A 17734-nucleotide genomic window follows, 5' to 3' on the forward strand; every position below is an offset into this window, starting at 1 on the left:
ATTCAGTAGAGGCCGCGCCCGCTGAGGACTTCGGCGGGCCCACGCGCGTCGATCGGCACATAGGCGGCCGCCGGGCTCGGAGCTGCGGCATAGCGCGGGTCACCCTCGTAGGAGACTTCGCGCTGATTGTTCGCGACGCGGCGGTGCGACCGGCTCGAGGCCGACATTTCGGAGGTCGCGTTCACCGAGGCGTAGTCGGCCTGGGTGTTGCCGAGGCTGTAGGGCCGCCCTTCGGGCAGCGGGACATCGCCGCGGATCCGGCCGGCCGAAGACGACACTTCCGGGATGAATGGCCGGGCCGAGGCGACCCGGACCATCGACGGTGACGGCGCCGGCGTGCCGGTGCGCAGGGTCGCCATCAGCTGGCGGTCGTCCGACCCCTCCAGCGGCGCCCGGCCGACATATTCGACCCGGACGCGGGCGACGCCATTGCCTTTGAAATCAAGCAGTTCGGCGGCTTTGTTCGAGACGTCGATGAGGCGGTTGCCGTGGTAGGGGCCGCGATCGTTGACGCGGACGATGAGCGATCGGCCGTTGCTGAGGTTGGTGACCCGCGCGTAGCTCGGCATCGGCAAGGTCGGATGGGCGGCGGTCAGCGAGCCCATGTCGAACACCTCGCCATTGGCGGTCAGGCGGCCGTGGAAATCATCGCCGTACCAGGACGCCATACCTTCGGCGCGGTAATTCTCGTTCTCCTCCGGCACATAGGTGCGGCCGGCGACGACATAGGGCTTGCCGACGCGGTAGGTGCCGCCGCCCTTCGGCACGGGGTCACCCAGCGCCACGACGCGCGGGCTCGACGATACGCCGTATTTGGGATCGATCCGGCTGGCGAGGTTTGAGTTGGCGCAATTGGCGAGGACGAGGCACGTCGCCACCGCAGCGGCGCTGCGCGCCGTCCGGATCATCGAATCTGGCCGTCTAGTCCCCATCTGCCCCAAGTACCATTCTGCCGGACCCGCGCCTACTCCGAGGCGCGGAGAACGATTCTGTCACTGTGCGGCCCACCTCCGCACCGGATGGTGAAGATATCGCAACTGGAACACGGCGGAAATGGGGAGAGCTGCCCGGCGGTGGCGTCTTGGTGAATGGTCTGTTGCGTCCCCTCCGTCGTTCTACTGACCCTCGGCCATGCAAAACGCCCTCGCCTGTCCCGCTATCAGACACACTGTTGCAGCAAATCATCAGTCGGGGGGCATCTTGGATTCCGACAATTGAATCTTTTTGACTGTGCAAGGCTGCAATCGTTTTCTCCTCCGCGTGGGGCGCAAAGGAAGTTTGCGATGATCGAGACGGTTACAGCGGTGATGGGCCTGGTGAGTGCGGCGATCTTCTTGGCGCATGCCGTGGAAGGCTATCGGTACCGGGCCTGACGGTCCGTTGAAAGGCGGAAAGACGCGTCACCTCTTTCCAGGAGCGAATGTTCGGAAAGCTTTAATCAATTCGGATGAGCATCGGTTGAAAGCAGGTGTATCATGCGTAATCACGATTTGGTCTCCGACGGATTTCTGACCCTGACCGCAGCAAGCCTCGTGCTGCTGTGCTCCAGCCTGCTGGCGTTCGCATTCGGCTGAACGCGCGACACCCTGGGTGCGATCCGCGCCTGCGCCACGACAGGCATCCCTCGCCGACCCATGGTCGGCGCCAATCCTGAAATCTCCGTATACCGGCTAAAGCATGCACGTAGCGATGCAATCGCAGACGCTTGCCTTGCCTCGTCGGCACAGTGGCTGCGCTGTCTTCGCCCGGACTCACTCCTCGTGCACGCTGCACACTGGTAGGGAGCGGACTGACGGATGACCGGCGCGGTCAGAGAGGGAACATCCGCTCTCCTCATCAGCACGGATGGCCGGCTCCTGTTGCAGCGGCGTGACGATCTTCCCCACGTCTCCGATCGCGGAAAGATCAGCCTGTTTGGCGGCCGGCGCGAAGGTGCCGAGAGCTTCCTGGAATGCGTCGTTCGCGAGATTCATGAGGAGATTGGCTATTATCTGCCGCCCGAGCGGTTTGAGCTGATCGGGCGGTATTCCGGACCGGATCATGTGACGCCAGGCGGCACCCTGCGCGGCGAGGTGTTCCTCGCCCGCGACGTGCCTGTCGAGCAGCTGAACGTGACCGAAGGCCGCCTCGAGATCGTCGCCGTCGACGAGCTCGAACGGATCAGCGACCTGCTCGCGCGCCCCGCGGCGTATGCGCTGGCGATCTTCCTGAAGCGTGATTTATCCGAGTGACGACACCAGCTCGCGGACGAGATCGTCGAGCATGGCCAGCGCGACCGCCGGATGGGCGACGTCGATATCGTCCACGTGCCAATACGTCACCCTGCCCGCGACTTCGGGGAACCGGCGCTCGATCAGCGGACGGTGCTCTGCCTCCTTGAGCGCGATCACCAGGTCGGCACCGTCGAAATCGGCCAATGTGCAGGGCTGCGGATAGCGCGTTGCGCCCTCCGGAACGATGCCCTCCGCGCGAAGGCGGTCATCGGTGAAGACCGACATCGGCCCGACATTGTCGGGCGAGCCTCGCTCAGCCGCACCCCTGGAGGATGCGTGCCATGCCAGACGCTTGGTCTTGGCGAGATGGTTGAACAGCTCTTCCGCGTAGCGGCTTCGATAGTAATTGCCGGTGCAAAGGAACAGGACGCGCTTCATATTCAAATTCAGTCTGTTGGCTGCCGGTGAACCGAGCGAACGACCTATCCGACAGCGGCGTTCCTGCCAAGTTCGCGTTGCGTTCGGCGCCGCCCTACGGTAAGGGCCTGATCCGATCGATCCGGAAGGGTGGCCGAGTGGTTTAAGGCACCGGTCTTGAAAACCGGCGTGCCCGCAAGGGTACCGTGGGTTCGAATCCCACCCCTTCCGCCAGTACAGTGTTCTCCGTTGTTCTCCACTGTTCGGAATCCCCAGTAAAATCAGCGCTTTCTTGGGTCGACTGTATTCCTTAGTTCGCAGTCGTTCCTCACAATCAAAGCGCAAACCGTAGCTTGGGACCGTAGGTTCGGAGGATGGTTTTGATCGGAGGAACACGTGGCTGGAAAACTTAGGCCGCTCGATGTCGAACGCGAAACGAAGCCCGGAAAGTATGCTGACGGCCACGGGCTCTACCTGATCGTAACCGGTCCCGCAGCGAAGAGCTGGTCCTATCGTTACTGGAAGGACGGCAAGGAGCGGTGGCACGGCCTGGGCTCCTTCAAGGAGGTTTCCCTCAAGAACGCTCGGCTCGCACGTGACGCAGCTCGTCTACGCGTCAAGGGAGATCGCAACACGGCCGGCATAGATATCGTTCAGGAGCGCCGTGAGGCTCGGCAAGAGACGAAGGCCGTAGAAGTCCAGAAAGCTGCGCCGACCTTTGAGGAGTGCGCAGAGGTCTACATCCGCGCGCTGTGGTCCACGTGGAGCGAAAAACACCGCGATCAGTGGCCCTCCTCGCTTAAGCGATATGCCTATCCGACGATCGGAAAGCTGACCATCGCGGAAATCAAACCGAGCCATATCCACGAACTGCTCGCGCCCATCTGGTTGACCAAGCGGGAGACCGCTAACCGGGTGCGCGGCCGGATCGAAACTATCATCGCAAAGAACGCCGACATTGATGACCTCGACTTCCGCAATCCGGCCGAGTTGACGAAGCAGCTCCGCGAAAAGCTACCAAAGCGGCCCAAGCGTGTCGTTCGTCACCACCCGGCCCTTCCCTATGCCGATGCGGCGCACTTCATGAGTGAGCTTCGTACGGCTGAGGGACGCGCTGTTATGGCGCTGCGCTTCCTAATCTTCACGGTGTGCCGCACGAATGAAATCCTCGGCGCCAGATGGTCCGAGATCGATCGGACCTATCCGAACGGTGCGGTATGGCGGATCCCCGGCGAGCGGATGAAGATGGACCAGGACCACTGCGTCCCGCTCTCGCAGCCCGCGCTGGATGTGCTCGACGAACTGAGCAAAGGCCAGCAGAGCGAACTAATCTTCACCAACCCGGACGGCCACGAGTTTTCTGAGAACGCGATGCTCGCGGTACTCGATCGGATCGGTTACGGGCACGTCACTGTCCATGGCTTCCGGGCGACTTTTGCGACCTGGGCGGAGGAATGCACAGACTATCCCGACGGCGTTCGAGAGGCTGCGCTGGCCCACAAATACAAATCTGAAACAACCGCCGCCTACCAGCGTGGGGCTAAGCTGGAAAAGCGCCGTACCCTTATGCGCGACTGGGCTGAACTCCTCCTTGCGCCAGGGAATGTAACCCGCTTGGCGCGTGCCTAGACTTTTCGGTAGATGCGGCGCCTACCGCCGAGATAGTTTTCGCGCCGCAATGGATGGGGCGACCACATGCGCGACCCAAACTACTACATCGCGCTTTGCGCACGTAAATTCGCGGACCTCACTCGGCAGCTGATTTTGGCAGTAGATGCGGAGCAGCGGGGCAAGCTGATTGCATTGCTGCAATACGTCAGACAATCCGCGGTTCAGGAGACTAATTCTGAGCGTGAGCGACGCCGGAGGCAATTGCGAGACGATCTTCAAAGGTGGACCGATCGCAAGTTTCAATTGGCACGCGACATAACACCGGTCGAAGTGGAGGCTTTGCGAGGCTATTACGCAGTGCCCGGTGGAGGATTGCTGGGTACGCTTTCGAGCGTCGAGATGTCCCGTCTCGCTGACGTTTATGAGGGATGGTCGTGCACTGCCGACCTCGATCGTCTTTCAGCAATTCAGACTCAGGGTTTTGCAGATTCGATGCGATCGATGGCTGGTTTCCTGGGGCCAGACCATGTACCTCATGATCCGCCGGCCCGTTCCATTCACCGGTTCTTGTACGAGAAGGCCTTTTTGGATTTTGAAGACTGAGAAATTCTTACGCGCTCGTGAACGAAGATCCCTGTTTCAACGGCGCAGCGAGCCTTGCCAGATTTTCGACAATAGCTAGGCACGACTACGCCGGATCATTTCGCTGGTCACGCATTGCACCTATGGCAGCGAGCACAGCGACGTAGAAGTCGTCCCAATCGCCGCAAAAGGGACAGTACTTTGCAAGCTCTTGGTCACTGAGCCGTTCTCGGCAAAGGTTCCGGACAACCAGGCCACCACCAAAATGGAAGAACGCCGGATCAGAGTCGATGGGAATGCCTCTGGCGTGCAGGTCATCAAGTTTTGCAAGGATATCGTCCGGCAGACGGGCTGCCACATATTGCTCGACGCTCTTTCGGATCGGTTCCGGGACCCGCGCCCAACGCTCTATGGAAAATAGGTTGGGATCGAATGGCTGGTCGAAATCAGGAAAATTCATGAAAGCTCCGATTGAGCGATAGGACAGCTTAAACACCGGCGCGGCTTGCCCTCGACGTACCCAATATAGGGAAGTCGTTGCGTTATCGCTCATGCAAGACCGCATCTTGCGCTGCTAGCTTCTGATGATCACGTCAGCCTACGGCCACGCCGCCATCGAGGCTCCGGAGGCGATAGTTCGCCGTCGCACCGCAGGTCGACTGTCTCAGGATCAGCGGGAGCTCTCATAGATGCCCACCAGCCGATCCGAGACCCATCTCTTCTCGAGATTTCCCACGACCATGTCGTTTCATTGCGTTCGGCCGTAGGTTTCGACCGTGGCTTTCACCCCGATTAGAGGAAAGCGCTATACAATCAATGCCGTTCAGAGGATGGGATAATCCGCTACCCGTGCTCGCGATGCCCGCATAAGAACTACCACAGCGCCTAACTGATACGAGAGACGCTAGATCGTCCTGGGGACATTGTCTCTGAATGACGCGTGCATTCTGTATGTGACCAATTCCGTACCGGTGGGAAAACGCTGCCCGTTGAATAAAGACCAGTTCTCCCCGAGTGGAGAACCGGTGCTCTACCGGTAGAGAAATCGCTCCCCACCAGAGGGGGAATATATAAATACTTTCAGTTGGTTACTTCGATTTTTAAATTTACATTTGTGTCGTTCTCTGGTGTTCATTCGAATAGGTAAGAACAAAGGGAACACGGCATATGTCCGTAAACCGATCCGAAGAAATCAAGCTCGGCCACACTCGCCCGATTGTTGCGAGCGTGAACGAAACAATGTCCGCTTTGAAGATCGGACGCGCAAAACTTTATGAGCTCCTGAATTCGGGGGAACTGGAAAGCTATCTCGAAGGTGCGTCCCGCAAGATACCGTGGCGCAGCATTGAGACTTATGTGCAGCGCCGGCTGGCCGAGGAAGCCAAGCGCCGCGGGCGGGCCGCATAGCAGGGTAACCACCGGCAATGCACCTTGCTATCAAATCAGCGACGCCATCCAACGCGTAAGGACCGTCCATCCCCGTGTTGCAGCCTCCCCAACTTGCGATGGAGATCGAACAATCGAAAGTCGTCGCGCGTGGCCTCGATGAACTCCTACCACTGCAGCCCTCGGAGGCAGAAACAGCGGACGAAGGTTATCCGCTGGAGCGTGCGACTGCGGAGGCGGCAAACGATGGCACTGGAAGCGACGTCGAAACGGACGCTCTAGAAATCCCAGGTGAGGTCTCTCAAGCGCTGGAGAGTTGGGACCGGATACTGGCGAACGTTGAGCGAAAGCTCAAACCGAAGCAATTCACCCGCGCAGCAACTGAGGTCCTGCGGTTTGCATCCCCTGAAGAAATGCCAGTCCTGTGGCAGCGTCTCGTCGATCGTCTGCATGCGATGGGTGAGCGCCACGGCCTTTCGGTTGGCGTTATGCAAACCCTTATGGCAGCGGCGACGGTTGCACCACCCGATCACCCACCAAGCAACGAAGCACGTGCGGGGGCGTCCGAATTCATCGGCGTGCTTCCGAAGGTTGGCGTCGATATCACATCGGCCAAGCCGCTCGAGTTGACCTATTTCGACGAGTGCGGCGCCTACATAAAAAAGCGATGGATCCTCAAGGGAATCATTGCCCTTGGCGAAACCTCTGCTTGGATTGCACCGCCAGGTGCTGGCAAGTCAGCACTGTTGACCGAGATAGCCGTGCACTGCGCGGCACAAGTCGACTGGCGAGGGCATCGGGCAAAAGTCGGCTATGGCGTGGTGGTGCTTGCGCTGGAGCGGGGCGACCTCTTCAAACGCCGGCTGCGCGTGTACCACCAGCGCGACAAGTTGAAGGGCCTGCCGATCGCGGTGGCCGACGCAATCATTGATCTGATCGATCCAAATTGCGTAGATATCATCGTTTCGACAGTGAGGGCAGCCGAGCGGCAGTTTGGTCGCGAAGTAGGATTGGTCGTCGTCGACACCTACGCGAAAGGCATCGCGGCGAACGGCGGCGACGAAGACAAGGCCCGTGATCAGAACCGTGCCGCGGCCAATCTGCGCAGGGTACATGCCCAGCTGAAAGTGCACATCGCCCTCGTCGGCCATACCGGTAAAGACGAAAATCGCGGCGCGCGTGGCAGTAACGCCCATGTTGGTGACGTCGACGTCATGGTGCAGATCCGCGGAAAGGTCACCAAGGTCGCGCGGGTCATCAAAGGCAACGATCAACCTGAGCGCACCGTGGCGCGATTCAAGCTTGAAGCCTTCGAACTAGGCCGGGACGATGACGGCGAGCCGGTCACCACCGCGATCGTGACCACCGAGTTCGCCCAAGAACCAAATGACATTGGTGCCGCCTCCATTGGTGCGAAGAAACTGGCCTCGAAGCCTAATCTTCAAGCTGCACTAGAGGCGCTGCACAAATGCATGGCCGAGAGTGCCGCACTTCGACCTGCAGGCGAACAGCTGCCGGCAGGCGTCACAGGCGTGACAATGAAAGCGTGGCGCAGTCGCCTCGAAGAGTCCTCCATCATCAACCCCAAGGGCAATCCGCGAGAGCAATTTCGCCGCATTCATGTGACGCTGAAAAAGGAAGGCTTTATCGACGTTTGGGAGGATTTCGTTTGGCCCGTCACGTAGTGTCACAGCCCGTCACAATGGCGCTCAGTGACGGCGTCTGTCTCCCGTCACGTCACAGTTGCCCCCTTTAGGGGGCAAATGCGAAGGTGACATAAGGGGACAAGGGACGATAGAAGGCCTGCGGCTGGCCGGTGCGCCTATTGCTGCTTCGTCCATCCATCGCTTTCGCCGACGGATCACCGCTCCTCCTCACCGACTTGATTTCGTTGAGCGTTCGCGTCGCCGGACGAAAAGCTACGGTCCAAATCCACGGTTCGCGATGCTGACCGCCGAGTTCGAGACAAATCTGCGCTAGGAGCGGCAGCTCGAGGGAATTGCGAGGGCGAACGAGGTTTGAATTATAGGGACCGCCCACCCTCGATTAGAGTGGACCGGGTGCGTGAACTGAAGGCGCAAGGTCACGGACTGACTGAGATTGCGCGGGCTATGGGCATCGGCCGGGCTACCGTCTACAGGGCTTTGGGGGAAGCCGCCGATTGTCGATGAACCTAAACTTCATCCGAATTTCCCGTTTATGCTGTTGCCCCAACAACGTTGTCGCTGTAGTGCAGAGGCTTGGCGCGTTCCAATCAAAGAAGGTGTTTCGAGTCAGGCGACGGAACAGTGGGACACTGAGGTGACTTTCGTACCCACAGTTTTTCCTGTCCCAATGTCTCGTCCGCTGGATGCTGATTTACCTTCAACAGCGGCAGAGTGAGACACTCCCTGAAACGGCTTGGCGGGGCCCACTGCTTCTTACGTGGCACTGCAGATAGTCTCATCGACAGTTCGACCTTCCGCGAACTTGTCGCTCTCGCCATCTGCCAGCTATCGACTGACCCGTGCAGCATAAGCCATGACCGAACCCGTCCGCGTCTTTGAGCAAGATCTGACCGAAGCCGTCGCAAAATACATGGCAACTTACGTAAAGAACGCCGGTCTTGTCGATCATCAGTGGACAAGCGAGGAGGGTCGCAAAATCTGGCGCCACAGAGCCCACTACGCGATCACGGCGATAGGTCAGGCTATTTCTTCGTACGCGGGGCACTGGAACAGCTTCGAAAAGTGGCCACCTCTCCGCCCCTGAGACAGGCAAACCTACGTGCAACCGCGCGTTCGCTAATCAGCGCGTATACTTGACCGGTCTTGGGATCCAAAAGGCTCGCTCATACAAAAACCGATGAATCGAACGTGCCGGCGGATAAGTCTTCCACCACCTCCCACTGCGGCCAGACTACCTGATTGCCGGCCTGCACAAGGCCGCAACACCGGCGAAATTTGATGATACAATCGATGCCAGGGGATACGATGCGTTTGACCGCGAAGCAGCACTAGAGGATGGCCGGCCTGATGCGCGCTCGCGCTCAGAAGGCCTGCGGCAAGAAGAAGTATCGTTTGGAGGGCTTAGCGGAAGCCCACCGGCTCCTCGCGATAAAGCGCGGGCAGAGCGAGAAGGCGGCGACGCGGGCGAAGTAGCCGATCTCGCTAGCTCCACCACGGGACCAAAGCGCTACGGTCGCTGTCCACGGTTTGCGTACGTAAAGGTTGGTCGTTGCTGTACATCGACCGTGGTCTCGTGCCCGCGGCTAAGGTTACGAACGCATCTTTTGAGGTTACACAGGTTACTTCTAAGGGGCCATTTTGGTGTCGGCAGTTCAGCCAGTCTTTGCCGCGCATCGCTGGAAACGCCTAGCTTCAGATGGTGCAAATCCATGCGTGTTCTTCTCGGTCTCCTCATTGGGATAATGGTTGGCGCTAGTGCTGTTATTTTAGCCTATCCGCTTTGGCAGAGCGGCGGTGGCACTTCGAAAGTAGACAAACAGCCAGTGGCGACGACCGACGCTTTTTACATCTGCTCGACCAAATTCGTGAAAGACCGGCCTCTCGTCATCAAAAGCGTGAATGGGGTCGCAAAGACCCTGGTCCTAGATTGGACGGGTCAGGACGACTACGCCATCGAGCAAATCGACACCGTCACTTACGTTGACTTTGCTCGACGCGAAGATAACGGTTTCGACCAGATCAATCTTGACCGGGTGACCGGTGAGCTTAACTTTGCCAACCACCCCTCAAGCAGCTCCAAAGTCTTTCTATTAGATATGTGCGAGCAACGTATCCCTTGGAGCGAATGCAACAAGCGGATGCCGACCATCAAGGGCGGGAAAGGCTCTGAGTGCAACTTCGTCATCAATGAGTATTCGTGCCCTCGCCTCAAAAATCTGGGCGTCGTCAACGAGGCCCAAATGCAGTGCGTCCCGACTGAGCGGCGGTTCTAAAGGTACCTGAGCCCTTCCCTACGAATCTCAAACGGCTTCTTGAGTTTGGCGAGCATGCCCGGCCCTTTCACGATGACTTCCGACTTCGGAAGCTTCTCCAAGGTGTCCACGCTCACGAGCGGCCGCTTGTTCTCATGCTCACTCTCCGATTCCCGGTCACCACGGTTGAAGGACTTGCTCATGACGGTGTGTTCGCCGGCTATGGAAACCGGCAAATTCGGATACGTGATATCGGTCCAACAGTCGCAAGTCGGGCCTCATCAAGCTCCCGACGGCAAGTATTACAAGCGTTTCAATTTCCAGTCTGTGCCAATGCATGACTACGAGATCCGCGACATTATGCGGCGCGCAACCACGCCTGACCTGTATGCCGAACTCCATTTTGGCAACAAGCAGACCTCGCGCGGCGTTGAAGCTACAATGAGTACCAGTTATTCGAGTACAATCCATCTCCACTGCACGATCAGAAACCGCTCTAACGCGCCCGCCTATCACGTCGTCGTCGACTTCTTGATTGACGCAGACCTAAAAGTGCTTTTCGCGCTCGATCCATTCAGACAAGTGCGGCAGCGCGCCGAGCCACCCGGCCCAAAGATGATCATCTATCGAAGGGCAATCAACTCGCCTCCTCAATTGCCGATATTTAAGGAGGCCGATCACGACGAGCACATCGCAACTGTTTCTGTTCAGATACCCAACGAGCATCTGAACAGCGCCATTATTTGGCTCGAAGTCGCAATCCAGGCGCCCGGCCTTTCAAAAGTTGAGCAATGGACCCTCAGAACGCGGCAGGGTCAACTCAAACTGGTCGGGCCAAATGACCCGTTGAGCCGCTGACCATGTTTCCAGTGCACCGAACTTTCCCTAAGGAGATGGCCGTGATAGGCAGGCTCCTTCTCGACTACAGCGAACTTGAGCTGGACCTGATGAATTGCATCCAGGTCGCGCGAGATTTTGACCTGAATGGCACGCTCAAAGCGATGTTTAGAGTGCGGGGCGAGACCAATCGGGTCTTGATCGCTGACGGGCTGGGGCGCACGATTTATGATAAGTTGGGGCTGGGGACGGAATTCGCATTGCTCATCGACACCTTGAGAGCCTGTCTCGCGATCAGAAACCGGTACGCCCACGCTTACTGGCATGACCCCGACCAAGGCCGGCACCTCTGCTACGTTTCCTTGGAAGAATTGGCCAAAGAGGACGCCGAGGTAAAGGATCTAGCGGACCTTTCCTTCTTCTACATCGACGAGCCCTTGCTCCTGACACAAGAAGCCTATTTTGAATATGCTCGTGACTTGCTCACGTACATCAGTTTCGAGGGTAGGCATCGAGCGGGAAAGCTGAAGGTTCAGCCATTCAAGCCTCCTGCGCCGGTAGCCAAGCCCGCGGCGTATACGCGGAAGACTTAGCCCCTCGAAGGCGTCAGCCAATCAGCCTGTTCCAGTAGCAAGTACCCAGACCGACGGTCGTTGCTAACGCCCATCGAAACCAACGAATGCCACCTGATTTGCTTTTCAGGATGGCCAACGCCGTAAGCATGGCCGTTGCTTTCTCGCTCAGCTTTAGACGTCCAATCGCGTCGATAATCTTAGATAGTCCGCTTTCGTCAGACATGGCTCCGCCCTTCGGGCCAAGGCCCGTTACCGCCGAGAGATATACCCCCGGCTCCCGCGAAAAGGTCTAGTACGGTGGACTTCCAACTAACAACGCACCGAGGTTCGGACTCTTAAACTACCCTGCCCAAACCCGCGTTAAAATGAGTGCCACCGCGCGCTCATTCGCAACGCACTCTGCATAGATAGGTCTGGCGCATGACGTCACTGTTTGTCAAATTTCGCCAGAAATCCCTATTTTTATAGGGTCTTCTTGAGTGCGACTCTATAGGCCCGCGGCTAAAAACCGGCAATTTCCATCACTGCTAACTAACCCAAGTAAATGCAAGAACGAATCGGGAGCGCGCGCTGCAATAGATTTGTCGGAATTTCAAGCCCCATGGTCTATGTCGATGTCGAGGAAACCGAAGAGCGCCTGAATGACGTTCGCAATCCCAACTGGAAAGACAGCTTTAAATGGGATGCCGAGGACGCGGCGGTCGCCAAGACGAAGAACCGATAGTCGCGGCCGCACTTCTACTTGAAGAAGTTTATGAGGCCCAGGATGCTGCCGATGAGAGCAAGTGCAAACGTGACCCTGTTTGCCCAATAATCCCACTCAGCCTTTTGCTCTGCGCGGATATCAGCCCGCAGCTTCTGAGCCGCTACAGTCGTAAGGAAACGTTCGGGTGCGCCTCGTGGCTGTATCCAGCTTTCCTCGTCCTGAGGAATGGGCATGTGATACCGGTACGCTTTTTCGATGAGATGCTTTGAGCGAAAGTAATCTGTCGATTGGGTTTGATAAATAAGCTCATGTTTCGCCCCTCGCCTGGGGCTCACATCAGCCTCTTCATCATCCGCGGGCAATCCATCATAGGCCCGGTAAAGCGCCTGCTGCGCTTTCAGGTATTTCCTCAGCTCCCAGCGATATCGAAGCTCTTCGAACATTGCTCGTCCTATTGCAACATTCCCTCTACCACCAATTGAGCGGCTATCGAAGCGACGACCTGATTTTCACAACCGCATTCGCGATCGTCTCAGCTTCGCTTGCGTTGAGATAAATCCCGGCGTGTGTATAGCGCGACTTGTGGAAGTCCTGCCTATGACTCACGGCCGGGATGAACCTCCCCGTCGCATCGACCACCTGAAAGCAGTCGTCATGCTTGATGACCTTCCACGGCTCGTCGAGACGGTCGAGTACGTTCACCAGCTCCTCCCACCCAGAACGTGACGGGGCCGCGGTAGCTCAGCCTTCAGCCCGTCCCGCGCAAAGGGTGTCGATCTTGTTGAGCATCCGCTCCAGTAGGGCCTCGGCCGAGACCGTGGAGATCCCGGCCTTTTGAAGCTGGACGACGATCTCCTTCCTCTGGCGCCCGACCTGGACGCGCATGTGTTCGATTTCTCGTTGGATGAAGTCGAGGTCGTGCATTGGGCTCGCCGAATCAAGGATGCCCTACAAGAACGAAAAAGGAACGATGAGTCTAGCCGCTAGGGTTTGTATGTCTGCAGGACGGCCCTCAAGCCCTTTGCTGACCGGTAGCGGGTGATTAGGTTCCCCTGAAAGCTAAGGGTGGGCCATGGTTTGGCAGTTGCGGCAGTGGCGATATCTGCACGTCTACGCTTTCGAACGGCTCGAAGAGCGTTCGAGGTGGAAGCATCTAAAGCAGTTGGGCAGCTCCAATGTCGTCCGGGCTTCCGTTCTTATGCCCGCGTTCGGTTACATGCTCTTGCTCAATGAGAACGTGCATCAATACCTGACGATCAAGTACGATGGTTGGTTGCTCAATTATCTTCCCAACGTCTGGCGCATTTGGTTCTTGTTCTACGGCAGCTTCTTCGTAGCTCTGGCGACCATCCTCTACAGCATCTACTGCCCGCCGGAAGTAAAGGATTACGCCAGCGCGTTCGACATGGCGGAAACCGAGGCGAAACATCAAATCAATCTGAAGCAGGCCGAGGTGGTCCGAGATAGATTGAAGTGGTTGTGGGACACCATGCCAAAGTGGATGTTCCCCTACTTCGACCTCAACAGCGTCAATCTAGACGGAAATCTCTACGATCGAGCGGACCCTATCGGGCACCTTGCGAACATGTGTTTAGTGCAGTGGATGATACTCGATATGTGGCATCGAGGCTTGAGATGCTTCATCTACGTTACGTACGCGATAGGTCTGACGCTTGTCGCTGTGCCGGCTGCATTCACCTTCTTACAGGTGACATGGCTTGCCATAAGGCGCGCTGTTTGAGCACCGTTATTTGTGGTCCTGCCAGCGGAATACCTAACCCGCCTCGCCGAGGCGCTATTGCAGAACCTCGCCCATCCGATGGCTGGGTCAGGTCAGTGGCTCTCCAACAGACACGGGCGACAACAGGCACCTACCTTGGGCCGTGACCAACGGCCCAAATGGAAAAAGGCCCGCCTAATGAGAGCAGACCCTTTCCCAGACTTAGAAGCCGAGAAGCATTCGGAACATCACAAGCGCCGATAAAGGCAGCTACAGACTCAGGCGAACGTACTGGCTGTCGTTCGTCCTGCCGGCTTCAAAAGCGAGTATCGCCATAGAGTAACCCTCCGGTGAGGGCCGCGGTCAGCAAAGTTTCGGGCGATGGCGTTTCAGTGGGTACCGAACTCAGGCCGAAGCTGGACTAGTAGTTGGGCAACCTGATCGCTCTTCTCAGCTAGGCGCCCGTGGTCGGTTAATCCCATATGCTCGATGGCGACAATATAGAGATAGCCGGAGATTTCGCTCGCGGTCGCACCTTCGTCCATCAGCATGACGTAGGCCCTATTTGCGTAGGTGTCATACTCGTCGGTGGCCTGTGGTATGCCGTAGACCCCGATAGGGTCCCAGTCGCGAAGCAATATCTCACGGACACGAGCACGGTTCTCTCGTGATTGATACTTGTTTCGTCCGTGAGCCATTGTCTTGCCCTATGCTGCAACTGCTTCTGCTGATCCCGGTGTCCAATTCCAGGGCAGCAGCTCGTCGAGCCGATGAGCTGGATGGGCGGCGATGCAGGCAAGGATATCCGTGAGCCATGCTTGCGGATCAATGCCGTTCATTTTGGCCGTGACGATCAAGCTATACATGGAAGCCGCGCGCCGACCACCGCGGTCAGAGCCGCAGAACAGCCAGGCCTTTCGCCCGAGAGCTATACCTCTTAGTCCTCGCTCGGCGGCATTGTTGGAGAGGCAAACCCGTCCGTCCTCGAGGAAGAGAGTGAAGCTCGCCCATCGCTTCAGGATGTAGTTGAACGCCTTGGCCAGGTCGTGCCCACGGGACAGCTTGGCAAGCTGCTCCCGCATATAGACCTGCAGGTCCTCGACCAGAGGCCGGCTCAGCGTCTGTCGCGTCTCCAGACGCCCCTCGGGGCTCCTGCCATTGATGGAGCGTTCGATCTCGAACAGCGCGTCGATCCGCCGCACGACCTCGACCGCGATGGGCGAGAGTGGGATCTCCTTTTTACCGGCGGCCTTGCGACGCGCATTCTCTTCGATGTCGGCCATGGCGAAGAATGGACGCCGCGCATGGACCCAACATGCGGCCTCCCGGATCAGTCCGGGCTGGCGCCCCGCCAGATAGAGCTGGTTATACCCATCATAGGCGTCGGCCTGCAGGATGCCGGCATACCGGGCCAGATGCGCCTGGGGATGCTCGCCCCTGCGGTCGCGGGAGTAGTAGAACATCGCCGCCGGCGGGCCGGTGCCGCCAAACGGCCGGTCGTCTCGGACGTAGATCCAGCACCGCCCCGTATCGGTCTTGCCCTTGGCCAGCACCGGCACGGTCGTATCATCGGCATGCAGGCGCTCGGCTGCCATGACATGAGCTTCGACCAGGCACAGCAGGGGATCCAGCGACGCGCAGACCGATCCCACGGCGTCCGCCATGGTCGACAGCGCGATCGGCACGCCTTCGAGGGCGTAGCGCTCAGCCTGGCGGTTTAAGGGCTGATGTTGGCCGAACTTCTCGAACATGATCATGGCCAACAGGCTCGGGCCGGCCCATCCTCGGGCGACAGCATGGAATGGCGCCGGCGCCTGGTTGATCTTCTCGCAGTCGCGGCAGGAGAACTTCTCCCGCACCGTTTCGATCACCTTCCACTGGCGCGGCACCACTTCCAGTGTCCTCGTCACGTCCTCGCCGAGCTTGCGCAGACGATTGCCGCCACAGCACTGGCAAGCCGTCGGCGGCTCGATGACCACTCGTTCGCGCGGTAAATGCTCAGGGAAGGTCTGTCGTTCGCCTCGCTTGCGCGTAAATCCGCGCACTGTCGTCGCCTTGGCTACAGCGTGCTCTGCCGCCAGCTCGTCTTCAGTGGCATCACTTTCCAGCTCTTCGAACGTCAAAGCCAACTGCTCGATCAGGCGCGACGAACGCTCCGACCGCTGGCCGTAGATCTGATGCTTTAGCTTGGCGATCTGCAGCTTCTGCTGGGCGATCAGCGCTTCGTCCTCAGACGCCTTCGCGCGGGCGACCGCGAGTTCAGCTTCGATCTCCAAAGCCTTCGCGCGCTCGGCTGCCAGCGCCGCTTTCAGGGCGGCAATGTCATCCGGAACAGTGTCGCGCGCAGCATCCATGCGACACAGTGAATCACAGATTGGAAGCGTTGGGACTCCCCAAAAATGCAAAGTCTGCTGGATTTTGTGCTCAACCCGCGCTTCTCGGTCGCCAGCTCAGTTGTGGATTCCGCCAGTCGATCCCTTCCAGCATATAGGCCATCTGCGCCGCTGAGATCGATACCGCGCCGTCTGACGCCGAAGGCCAGATGAACTTGCCTCGGTCCAGGCGCTTGGCATAGAGCGACATGCCCAACCCATCATGCCAAAGAATCTTGACCAGATCGCCGCTGCGGCCTCGGAAGATGTAGAGATCGCCGACATGGGGATCGCGCTTCAGGCTCTCCTGCACCGTAAGAGCCAGGCTCCGCATGCCGCGGCGCATATCAGTGTGGCCGGTCGCGATCCAGACCCTGACGCCGCTCGGAATCGGAATCATCGTCGTCGCAAGAGCTCAAGAACCTGCTGCAGCGCCTCAACGTCCACGTCACGGTCAACGCGAACACGACAGCCGCCCCCGAGCTCAATCTCGATGATTCCAGCCCTTGCCCGCTGCGCAGGCGGTGAAGACGCCAGTTGTGGTGTGCCGCTCGAGATCGGAGCCGCTACAGGTGTGATCTCGACGGGAACAAGAGCAGGCGCAGCATCTCCGCCCAGTCGCCCCTGGCGCGCTTGTCGACGCCAGGTGAACAGCAGGCTATGAGCCACCCCGTGCCGGCGTGCCACCCCGCAGACCGTCTCGCCGGGCTGCAAGGTCTCTTCGACAAGACGGACCTTCTCGTCGTAACTCCATCGCCGCCGACGCTCGGCGCCCAACACATTGACCTGCATTCCCGACGTGACCTTAAAGCTAGACTTAAGGTCAAATCCTCAGGCCGTCTCGCAAATTACGCAAGGCGGCCTTCGCCGGAGAGATACGCCATAGACGACCTCCTTCATTTGAGGTGCGACCCTTGTAGCAGTAGAAGCGCCATACGATAGCGAGAACGGCCAGGAGCATGTTGCCAACCGAAAGGTAGAGCAGGTTCGCCGCGGGAACAATCGGCATCCGCATAAAGCCTTTGAAGTCTGCATTGAAGATGGCGAGCATCAGCTTCAAACGCCCCACCCCGATTCCGATGTAGCTGAGGACCGCCACAATAAACCCAAGCCCAAAGGCGGTGATAGCCAAACCGATGTATTTGACGTGCGGGTTGGTCCCGTAGTCCTTAAGCTGGTACAGGCAGGCAATCATCGCCCCGCCGTGCGCCAGCATCGGAGCATTAGCGGCCTTCAGCAGACAGTCCGTCATGTCGTCGACGTTCTCGCGAGTTTCAGCCTTAATCGCTACGAGGTCTGGCTTGGGCTGCTCGTCGGTCAGAAGGCGCTGGAAAGGGCCAGAACGCAAAGGGCTCAAAGGGGCGTGACGTGGCACGCAAAAGTCACGCAAAGGTCT

The 17734-nt window shown here is 58.5% G+C and carries 25 protein-coding genes and 1 tRNA gene; 13 read left to right on the top strand and 13 right to left on the bottom strand.

Annotation, left to right across the window (positions count from 1 at the left end; genetic code table 11):
* Positions 1-2: 2 nt before the first annotated feature.
* Positions 3-932, bottom strand: coding sequence for a septal ring lytic transglycosylase RlpA family protein (locus tag ACVW17_RS27175; protein WP_456754759.1), 930 nt, complete (start codon positions 930-932; stop codon positions 3-5).
* Between the two features lie 864 nt (positions 933-1796).
* Between ACVW17_RS27175 and ACVW17_RS27180 the strand changes: the two genes are divergently transcribed.
* On the top strand, positions 1797-2231 hold the full coding sequence (locus ACVW17_RS27180) for an NUDIX domain-containing protein (RefSeq protein WP_456754760.1): 435 nt from the start codon (positions 1797-1799) through the stop codon (positions 2229-2231).
* Here ACVW17_RS27180 and ACVW17_RS27185 read toward each other — a convergent pair.
* A complete protein-coding gene (locus tag ACVW17_RS27185) occupies positions 2220-2651 on the bottom strand; it encodes an arsenate-mycothiol transferase ArsC (RefSeq protein WP_456754761.1) in 432 nt (143 codons plus the stop codon). The two genes, ACVW17_RS27180 and ACVW17_RS27185, sit on opposite strands and share 12 nt — an antisense overlap.
* A gap of 123 nt (positions 2652-2774) precedes the next feature.
* On the opposite strand from ACVW17_RS27185, the gene ACVW17_RS27190 reads away from it, so the two are divergent.
* The 3 genes from ACVW17_RS27190 (at position 2775) to ACVW17_RS27200 (ending at position 4844) form a co-directional block, all read left to right on the top strand.
* Positions 2775-2864 (top strand) — tRNA-Ser (locus ACVW17_RS27190).
* Positions 2865-3026: 162 nt separating this feature from the next.
* Positions 3027-4259 (top strand): tyrosine-type recombinase/integrase, encoded by a 1233-nt coding sequence (locus ACVW17_RS27195; RefSeq protein WP_456798044.1) that lies wholly within the window; start codon positions 3027-3029, stop codon positions 4257-4259.
* Between the two features lie 66 nt (positions 4260-4325).
* Positions 4326-4844, top strand: a complete 519-nt coding sequence (locus ACVW17_RS27200) for a hypothetical protein (RefSeq protein ID WP_456798045.1) — start codon at positions 4326-4328, stop codon at positions 4842-4844.
* Between the two features lie 85 nt (positions 4845-4929).
* Here ACVW17_RS27200 and ACVW17_RS27205 read toward each other — a convergent pair whose 3' ends face one another.
* On the bottom strand, positions 4930-5283 hold the full coding sequence (locus tag ACVW17_RS27205; protein ID WP_456798046.1) for a hypothetical protein: 354 nt from the start codon (positions 5281-5283) through the stop codon (positions 4930-4932).
* A gap of 707 nt (positions 5284-5990) precedes the next feature.
* Between ACVW17_RS27205 and ACVW17_RS27210 the strand changes: the two genes are divergently transcribed.
* The 5 genes from ACVW17_RS27210 to ACVW17_RS27230 all read left to right on the top strand — a co-directional run bounded on the left by ACVW17_RS27210 (position 5991) and on the right by ACVW17_RS27230 (position 10149).
* Positions 5991-6230: a helix-turn-helix domain-containing protein gene (locus ACVW17_RS27210; RefSeq protein ID WP_456798047.1), complete on the top strand. Its 240-nt coding sequence runs from the start codon at positions 5991-5993 to the stop codon at positions 6228-6230.
* Positions 6231-6328: 98 nt separating this feature from the next.
* Positions 6329-7894 (top strand): AAA family ATPase, encoded by a 1566-nt coding sequence (locus ACVW17_RS27215; protein ID WP_456798048.1) that lies wholly within the window; start codon positions 6329-6331, stop codon positions 7892-7894.
* Positions 7895-8269: 375 nt separating this feature from the next.
* A complete protein-coding gene (locus ACVW17_RS27220; protein WP_456798049.1) occupies positions 8270-8380 on the top strand; it encodes a helix-turn-helix domain-containing protein in 111 nt (36 codons plus the stop codon).
* A 349-nt stretch (positions 8381-8729) separates the two neighbouring features.
* Positions 8730-8960 carry a hypothetical protein gene (locus ACVW17_RS27225; RefSeq protein WP_456798050.1) on the top strand — a complete coding sequence of 77 codons (231 nt, stop codon included), beginning with the start codon at positions 8730-8732 and terminating at the stop codon, positions 8958-8960.
* Between the two features lie 625 nt (positions 8961-9585).
* On the top strand, positions 9586-10149 hold the full coding sequence (locus ACVW17_RS27230; RefSeq protein ID WP_456798051.1) for a hypothetical protein: 564 nt from the start codon (positions 9586-9588) through the stop codon (positions 10147-10149).
* Here the strand turns inward: ACVW17_RS27230 and ACVW17_RS27235 are convergent.
* A complete protein-coding gene (locus tag ACVW17_RS27235) occupies positions 10146-10331 on the bottom strand; it encodes a hypothetical protein (protein ID WP_456798052.1) in 186 nt (61 codons plus the stop codon). The genes ACVW17_RS27230 and ACVW17_RS27235 overlap by 4 nt on opposite strands.
* Here ACVW17_RS27235 and ACVW17_RS27240 point away from each other — a divergent pair.
* Together ACVW17_RS27240 and ACVW17_RS27245 are read left to right on the top strand one after the other, a co-directional pair.
* Positions 10330-10986, top strand: coding sequence for a hypothetical protein (locus ACVW17_RS27240; RefSeq protein ID WP_456798053.1), 657 nt, complete (start codon positions 10330-10332; stop codon positions 10984-10986). The two genes, ACVW17_RS27235 and ACVW17_RS27240, sit on opposite strands and share 2 nt — an antisense overlap.
* A 41-nt stretch (positions 10987-11027) precedes the next feature.
* On the top strand, positions 11028-11558 hold the full coding sequence (locus tag ACVW17_RS27245; RefSeq protein WP_456798054.1) for a hypothetical protein: 531 nt from the start codon (positions 11028-11030) through the stop codon (positions 11556-11558).
* 13 nt (positions 11559-11571) lie between these two features.
* Here the strand turns inward: ACVW17_RS27245 and ACVW17_RS27250 are convergent, their stop codons facing one another.
* Positions 11572-11763 (bottom strand): hypothetical protein, encoded by a 192-nt coding sequence (locus tag ACVW17_RS27250; protein ID WP_456798055.1) that lies wholly within the window; start codon positions 11761-11763, stop codon positions 11572-11574.
* Between the two features lie 378 nt (positions 11764-12141).
* Between ACVW17_RS27250 and ACVW17_RS27255 the strand changes: the two genes are divergently transcribed.
* A complete protein-coding gene (locus ACVW17_RS27255; protein WP_456798056.1) occupies positions 12142-12264 on the top strand; it encodes a hypothetical protein in 123 nt (40 codons plus the stop codon).
* Positions 12265-12278: 14 nt separating this feature from the next.
* Here ACVW17_RS27255 and ACVW17_RS27260 read toward each other — a convergent pair whose 3' ends face one another.
* The 3 genes from ACVW17_RS27260 to ACVW17_RS27270 are packed head-to-tail and all read right to left on the bottom strand — an operon-like array spanning position 12279 to position 13170.
* Entirely contained in the window at positions 12279-12689 is a 411-nt protein-coding gene (locus tag ACVW17_RS27260) for a hypothetical protein (RefSeq protein ID WP_456798057.1), read from the bottom strand.
* A gap of 43 nt (positions 12690-12732) precedes the next feature.
* Positions 12733-12948, bottom strand: coding sequence for a hypothetical protein (locus tag ACVW17_RS27265; RefSeq protein WP_456798058.1), 216 nt, complete (start codon positions 12946-12948; stop codon positions 12733-12735).
* Positions 12949-12987: 39 nt separating this feature from the next.
* Positions 12988-13170: a hypothetical protein gene (locus tag ACVW17_RS27270; RefSeq protein ID WP_456798059.1), complete on the bottom strand. Its 183-nt coding sequence runs from the start codon at positions 13168-13170 to the stop codon at positions 12988-12990.
* A 148-nt stretch (positions 13171-13318) separates the two neighbouring features.
* On the opposite strand from ACVW17_RS27270, the gene ACVW17_RS27275 reads away from it, so the two are divergent.
* Entirely contained in the window at positions 13319-13987 is a 669-nt protein-coding gene (locus ACVW17_RS27275) for a hypothetical protein (protein WP_456798060.1), read from the top strand.
* 368 nt (positions 13988-14355) lie between these two features.
* On the opposite strand, the gene ACVW17_RS27280 is transcribed toward ACVW17_RS27275, so the two are convergent.
* From ACVW17_RS27280 to ACVW17_RS27300, 5 genes are all read right to left on the bottom strand, one after another.
* Positions 14356-14664: a hypothetical protein gene (locus ACVW17_RS27280; RefSeq protein ID WP_456798061.1), complete on the bottom strand. Its 309-nt coding sequence runs from the start codon at positions 14662-14664 to the stop codon at positions 14356-14358.
* A gap of 9 nt (positions 14665-14673) precedes the next feature.
* Positions 14674-16320, bottom strand: coding sequence for an IS66 family transposase (gene tnpC, locus ACVW17_RS27285; protein ID WP_456798062.1), 1647 nt, complete (start codon positions 16318-16320; stop codon positions 14674-14676).
* A gap of 70 nt (positions 16321-16390) precedes the next feature.
* Positions 16391-16738: an IS66 family insertion sequence element accessory protein TnpB gene (tnpB, locus tag ACVW17_RS27290; protein WP_456798063.1), complete on the bottom strand. Its 348-nt coding sequence runs from the start codon at positions 16736-16738 to the stop codon at positions 16391-16393.
* Complete coding sequence (tnpA, locus tag ACVW17_RS27295) at positions 16735-17130, bottom strand: IS66-like element accessory protein TnpA (protein ID WP_024336872.1); 396 nt, start codon at positions 17128-17130, stop codon at positions 16735-16737. Before tnpA ends, tnpB begins: the two co-directional genes overlap by 4 nt.
* Before the next feature lie 31 nt (positions 17131-17161).
* On the bottom strand, positions 17162-17713 hold the full coding sequence (locus tag ACVW17_RS27300; protein ID WP_456798064.1) for a hypothetical protein: 552 nt from the start codon (positions 17711-17713) through the stop codon (positions 17162-17164).
* Between the last annotated feature and the right edge of the window lie 21 nt (positions 17714-17734).

This window comes from Bradyrhizobium sp. USDA 4473 (genome assembly GCF_054063335.1).

Excerpts from the sequence above, each read along its gene's own strand:
- ACVW17_RS27275 (WP_456798060.1), top strand. The coding sequence starts at position 13,319 with ATGGTTTGGCAGTTGCGGCAGTGGCGATATCTGCACGTCTACGCTTTC.
- ACVW17_RS27200 (WP_456798045.1), top strand. The coding sequence starts at position 4,326 with ATGCGCGACCCAAACTACTACATCGCGCTTTGCGCACGTAAATTCGCG.
- ACVW17_RS27185 (WP_456754761.1), bottom strand. The coding sequence starts at position 2,651 with ATGAAGCGCGTCCTGTTCCTTTGCACCGGCAATTACTATCGAAGCCGC.
- ACVW17_RS27180 (WP_456754760.1), top strand. The coding sequence starts at position 1,797 with ATGACCGGCGCGGTCAGAGAGGGAACATCCGCTCTCCTCATCAGCACG.
- tnpA (WP_024336872.1), bottom strand. The coding sequence starts at position 17,130 with ATGCAGGTCAATGTGTTGGGCGCCGAGCGTCGGCGGCGATGGAGTTAC.
- ACVW17_RS27205 (WP_456798046.1), bottom strand. The coding sequence starts at position 5,283 with ATGAATTTTCCTGATTTCGACCAGCCATTCGATCCCAACCTATTTTCC.
- ACVW17_RS27280 (WP_456798061.1), bottom strand. The coding sequence starts at position 14,664 with ATGGCTCACGGACGAAACAAGTATCAATCACGAGAGAACCGTGCTCGT.
- ACVW17_RS27225 (WP_456798050.1), top strand. The coding sequence starts at position 8,730 with ATGACCGAACCCGTCCGCGTCTTTGAGCAAGATCTGACCGAAGCCGTC.
- ACVW17_RS27210 (WP_456798047.1), top strand. The coding sequence starts at position 5,991 with ATGTCCGTAAACCGATCCGAAGAAATCAAGCTCGGCCACACTCGCCCG.
- ACVW17_RS27230 (WP_456798051.1), top strand. The coding sequence starts at position 9,586 with ATGCGTGTTCTTCTCGGTCTCCTCATTGGGATAATGGTTGGCGCTAGT.
- ACVW17_RS27270 (WP_456798059.1), bottom strand. The coding sequence starts at position 13,170 with ATGCACGACCTCGACTTCATCCAACGAGAAATCGAACACATGCGCGTC.
- ACVW17_RS27235 (WP_456798052.1), bottom strand. The coding sequence starts at position 10,331 with ATGAGCAAGTCCTTCAACCGTGGTGACCGGGAATCGGAGAGTGAGCAT.
- ACVW17_RS27215 (WP_456798048.1), top strand. The coding sequence starts at position 6,329 with ATGGAGATCGAACAATCGAAAGTCGTCGCGCGTGGCCTCGATGAACTC.
- ACVW17_RS27175 (WP_456754759.1), bottom strand. The coding sequence starts at position 932 with ATGGGGACTAGACGGCCAGATTCGATGATCCGGACGGCGCGCAGCGCC.
- ACVW17_RS27250 (WP_456798055.1), bottom strand. The coding sequence starts at position 11,763 with ATGTCTGACGAAAGCGGACTATCTAAGATTATCGACGCGATTGGACGT.
- ACVW17_RS27255 (WP_456798056.1), top strand. The coding sequence starts at position 12,142 with ATGGTCTATGTCGATGTCGAGGAAACCGAAGAGCGCCTGAATGACGTT.
- tnpC (WP_456798062.1), bottom strand. The coding sequence starts at position 16,320 with ATGGATGCTGCGCGCGACACTGTTCCGGATGACATTGCCGCCCTGAAA.
- ACVW17_RS27260 (WP_456798057.1), bottom strand. The coding sequence starts at position 12,689 with ATGTTCGAAGAGCTTCGATATCGCTGGGAGCTGAGGAAATACCTGAAA.
- ACVW17_RS27240 (WP_456798053.1), top strand. The coding sequence starts at position 10,330 with ATGACGGTGTGTTCGCCGGCTATGGAAACCGGCAAATTCGGATACGTG.
- tnpB (WP_456798063.1), bottom strand. The coding sequence starts at position 16,738 with ATGATTCCGATTCCGAGCGGCGTCAGGGTCTGGATCGCGACCGGCCAC.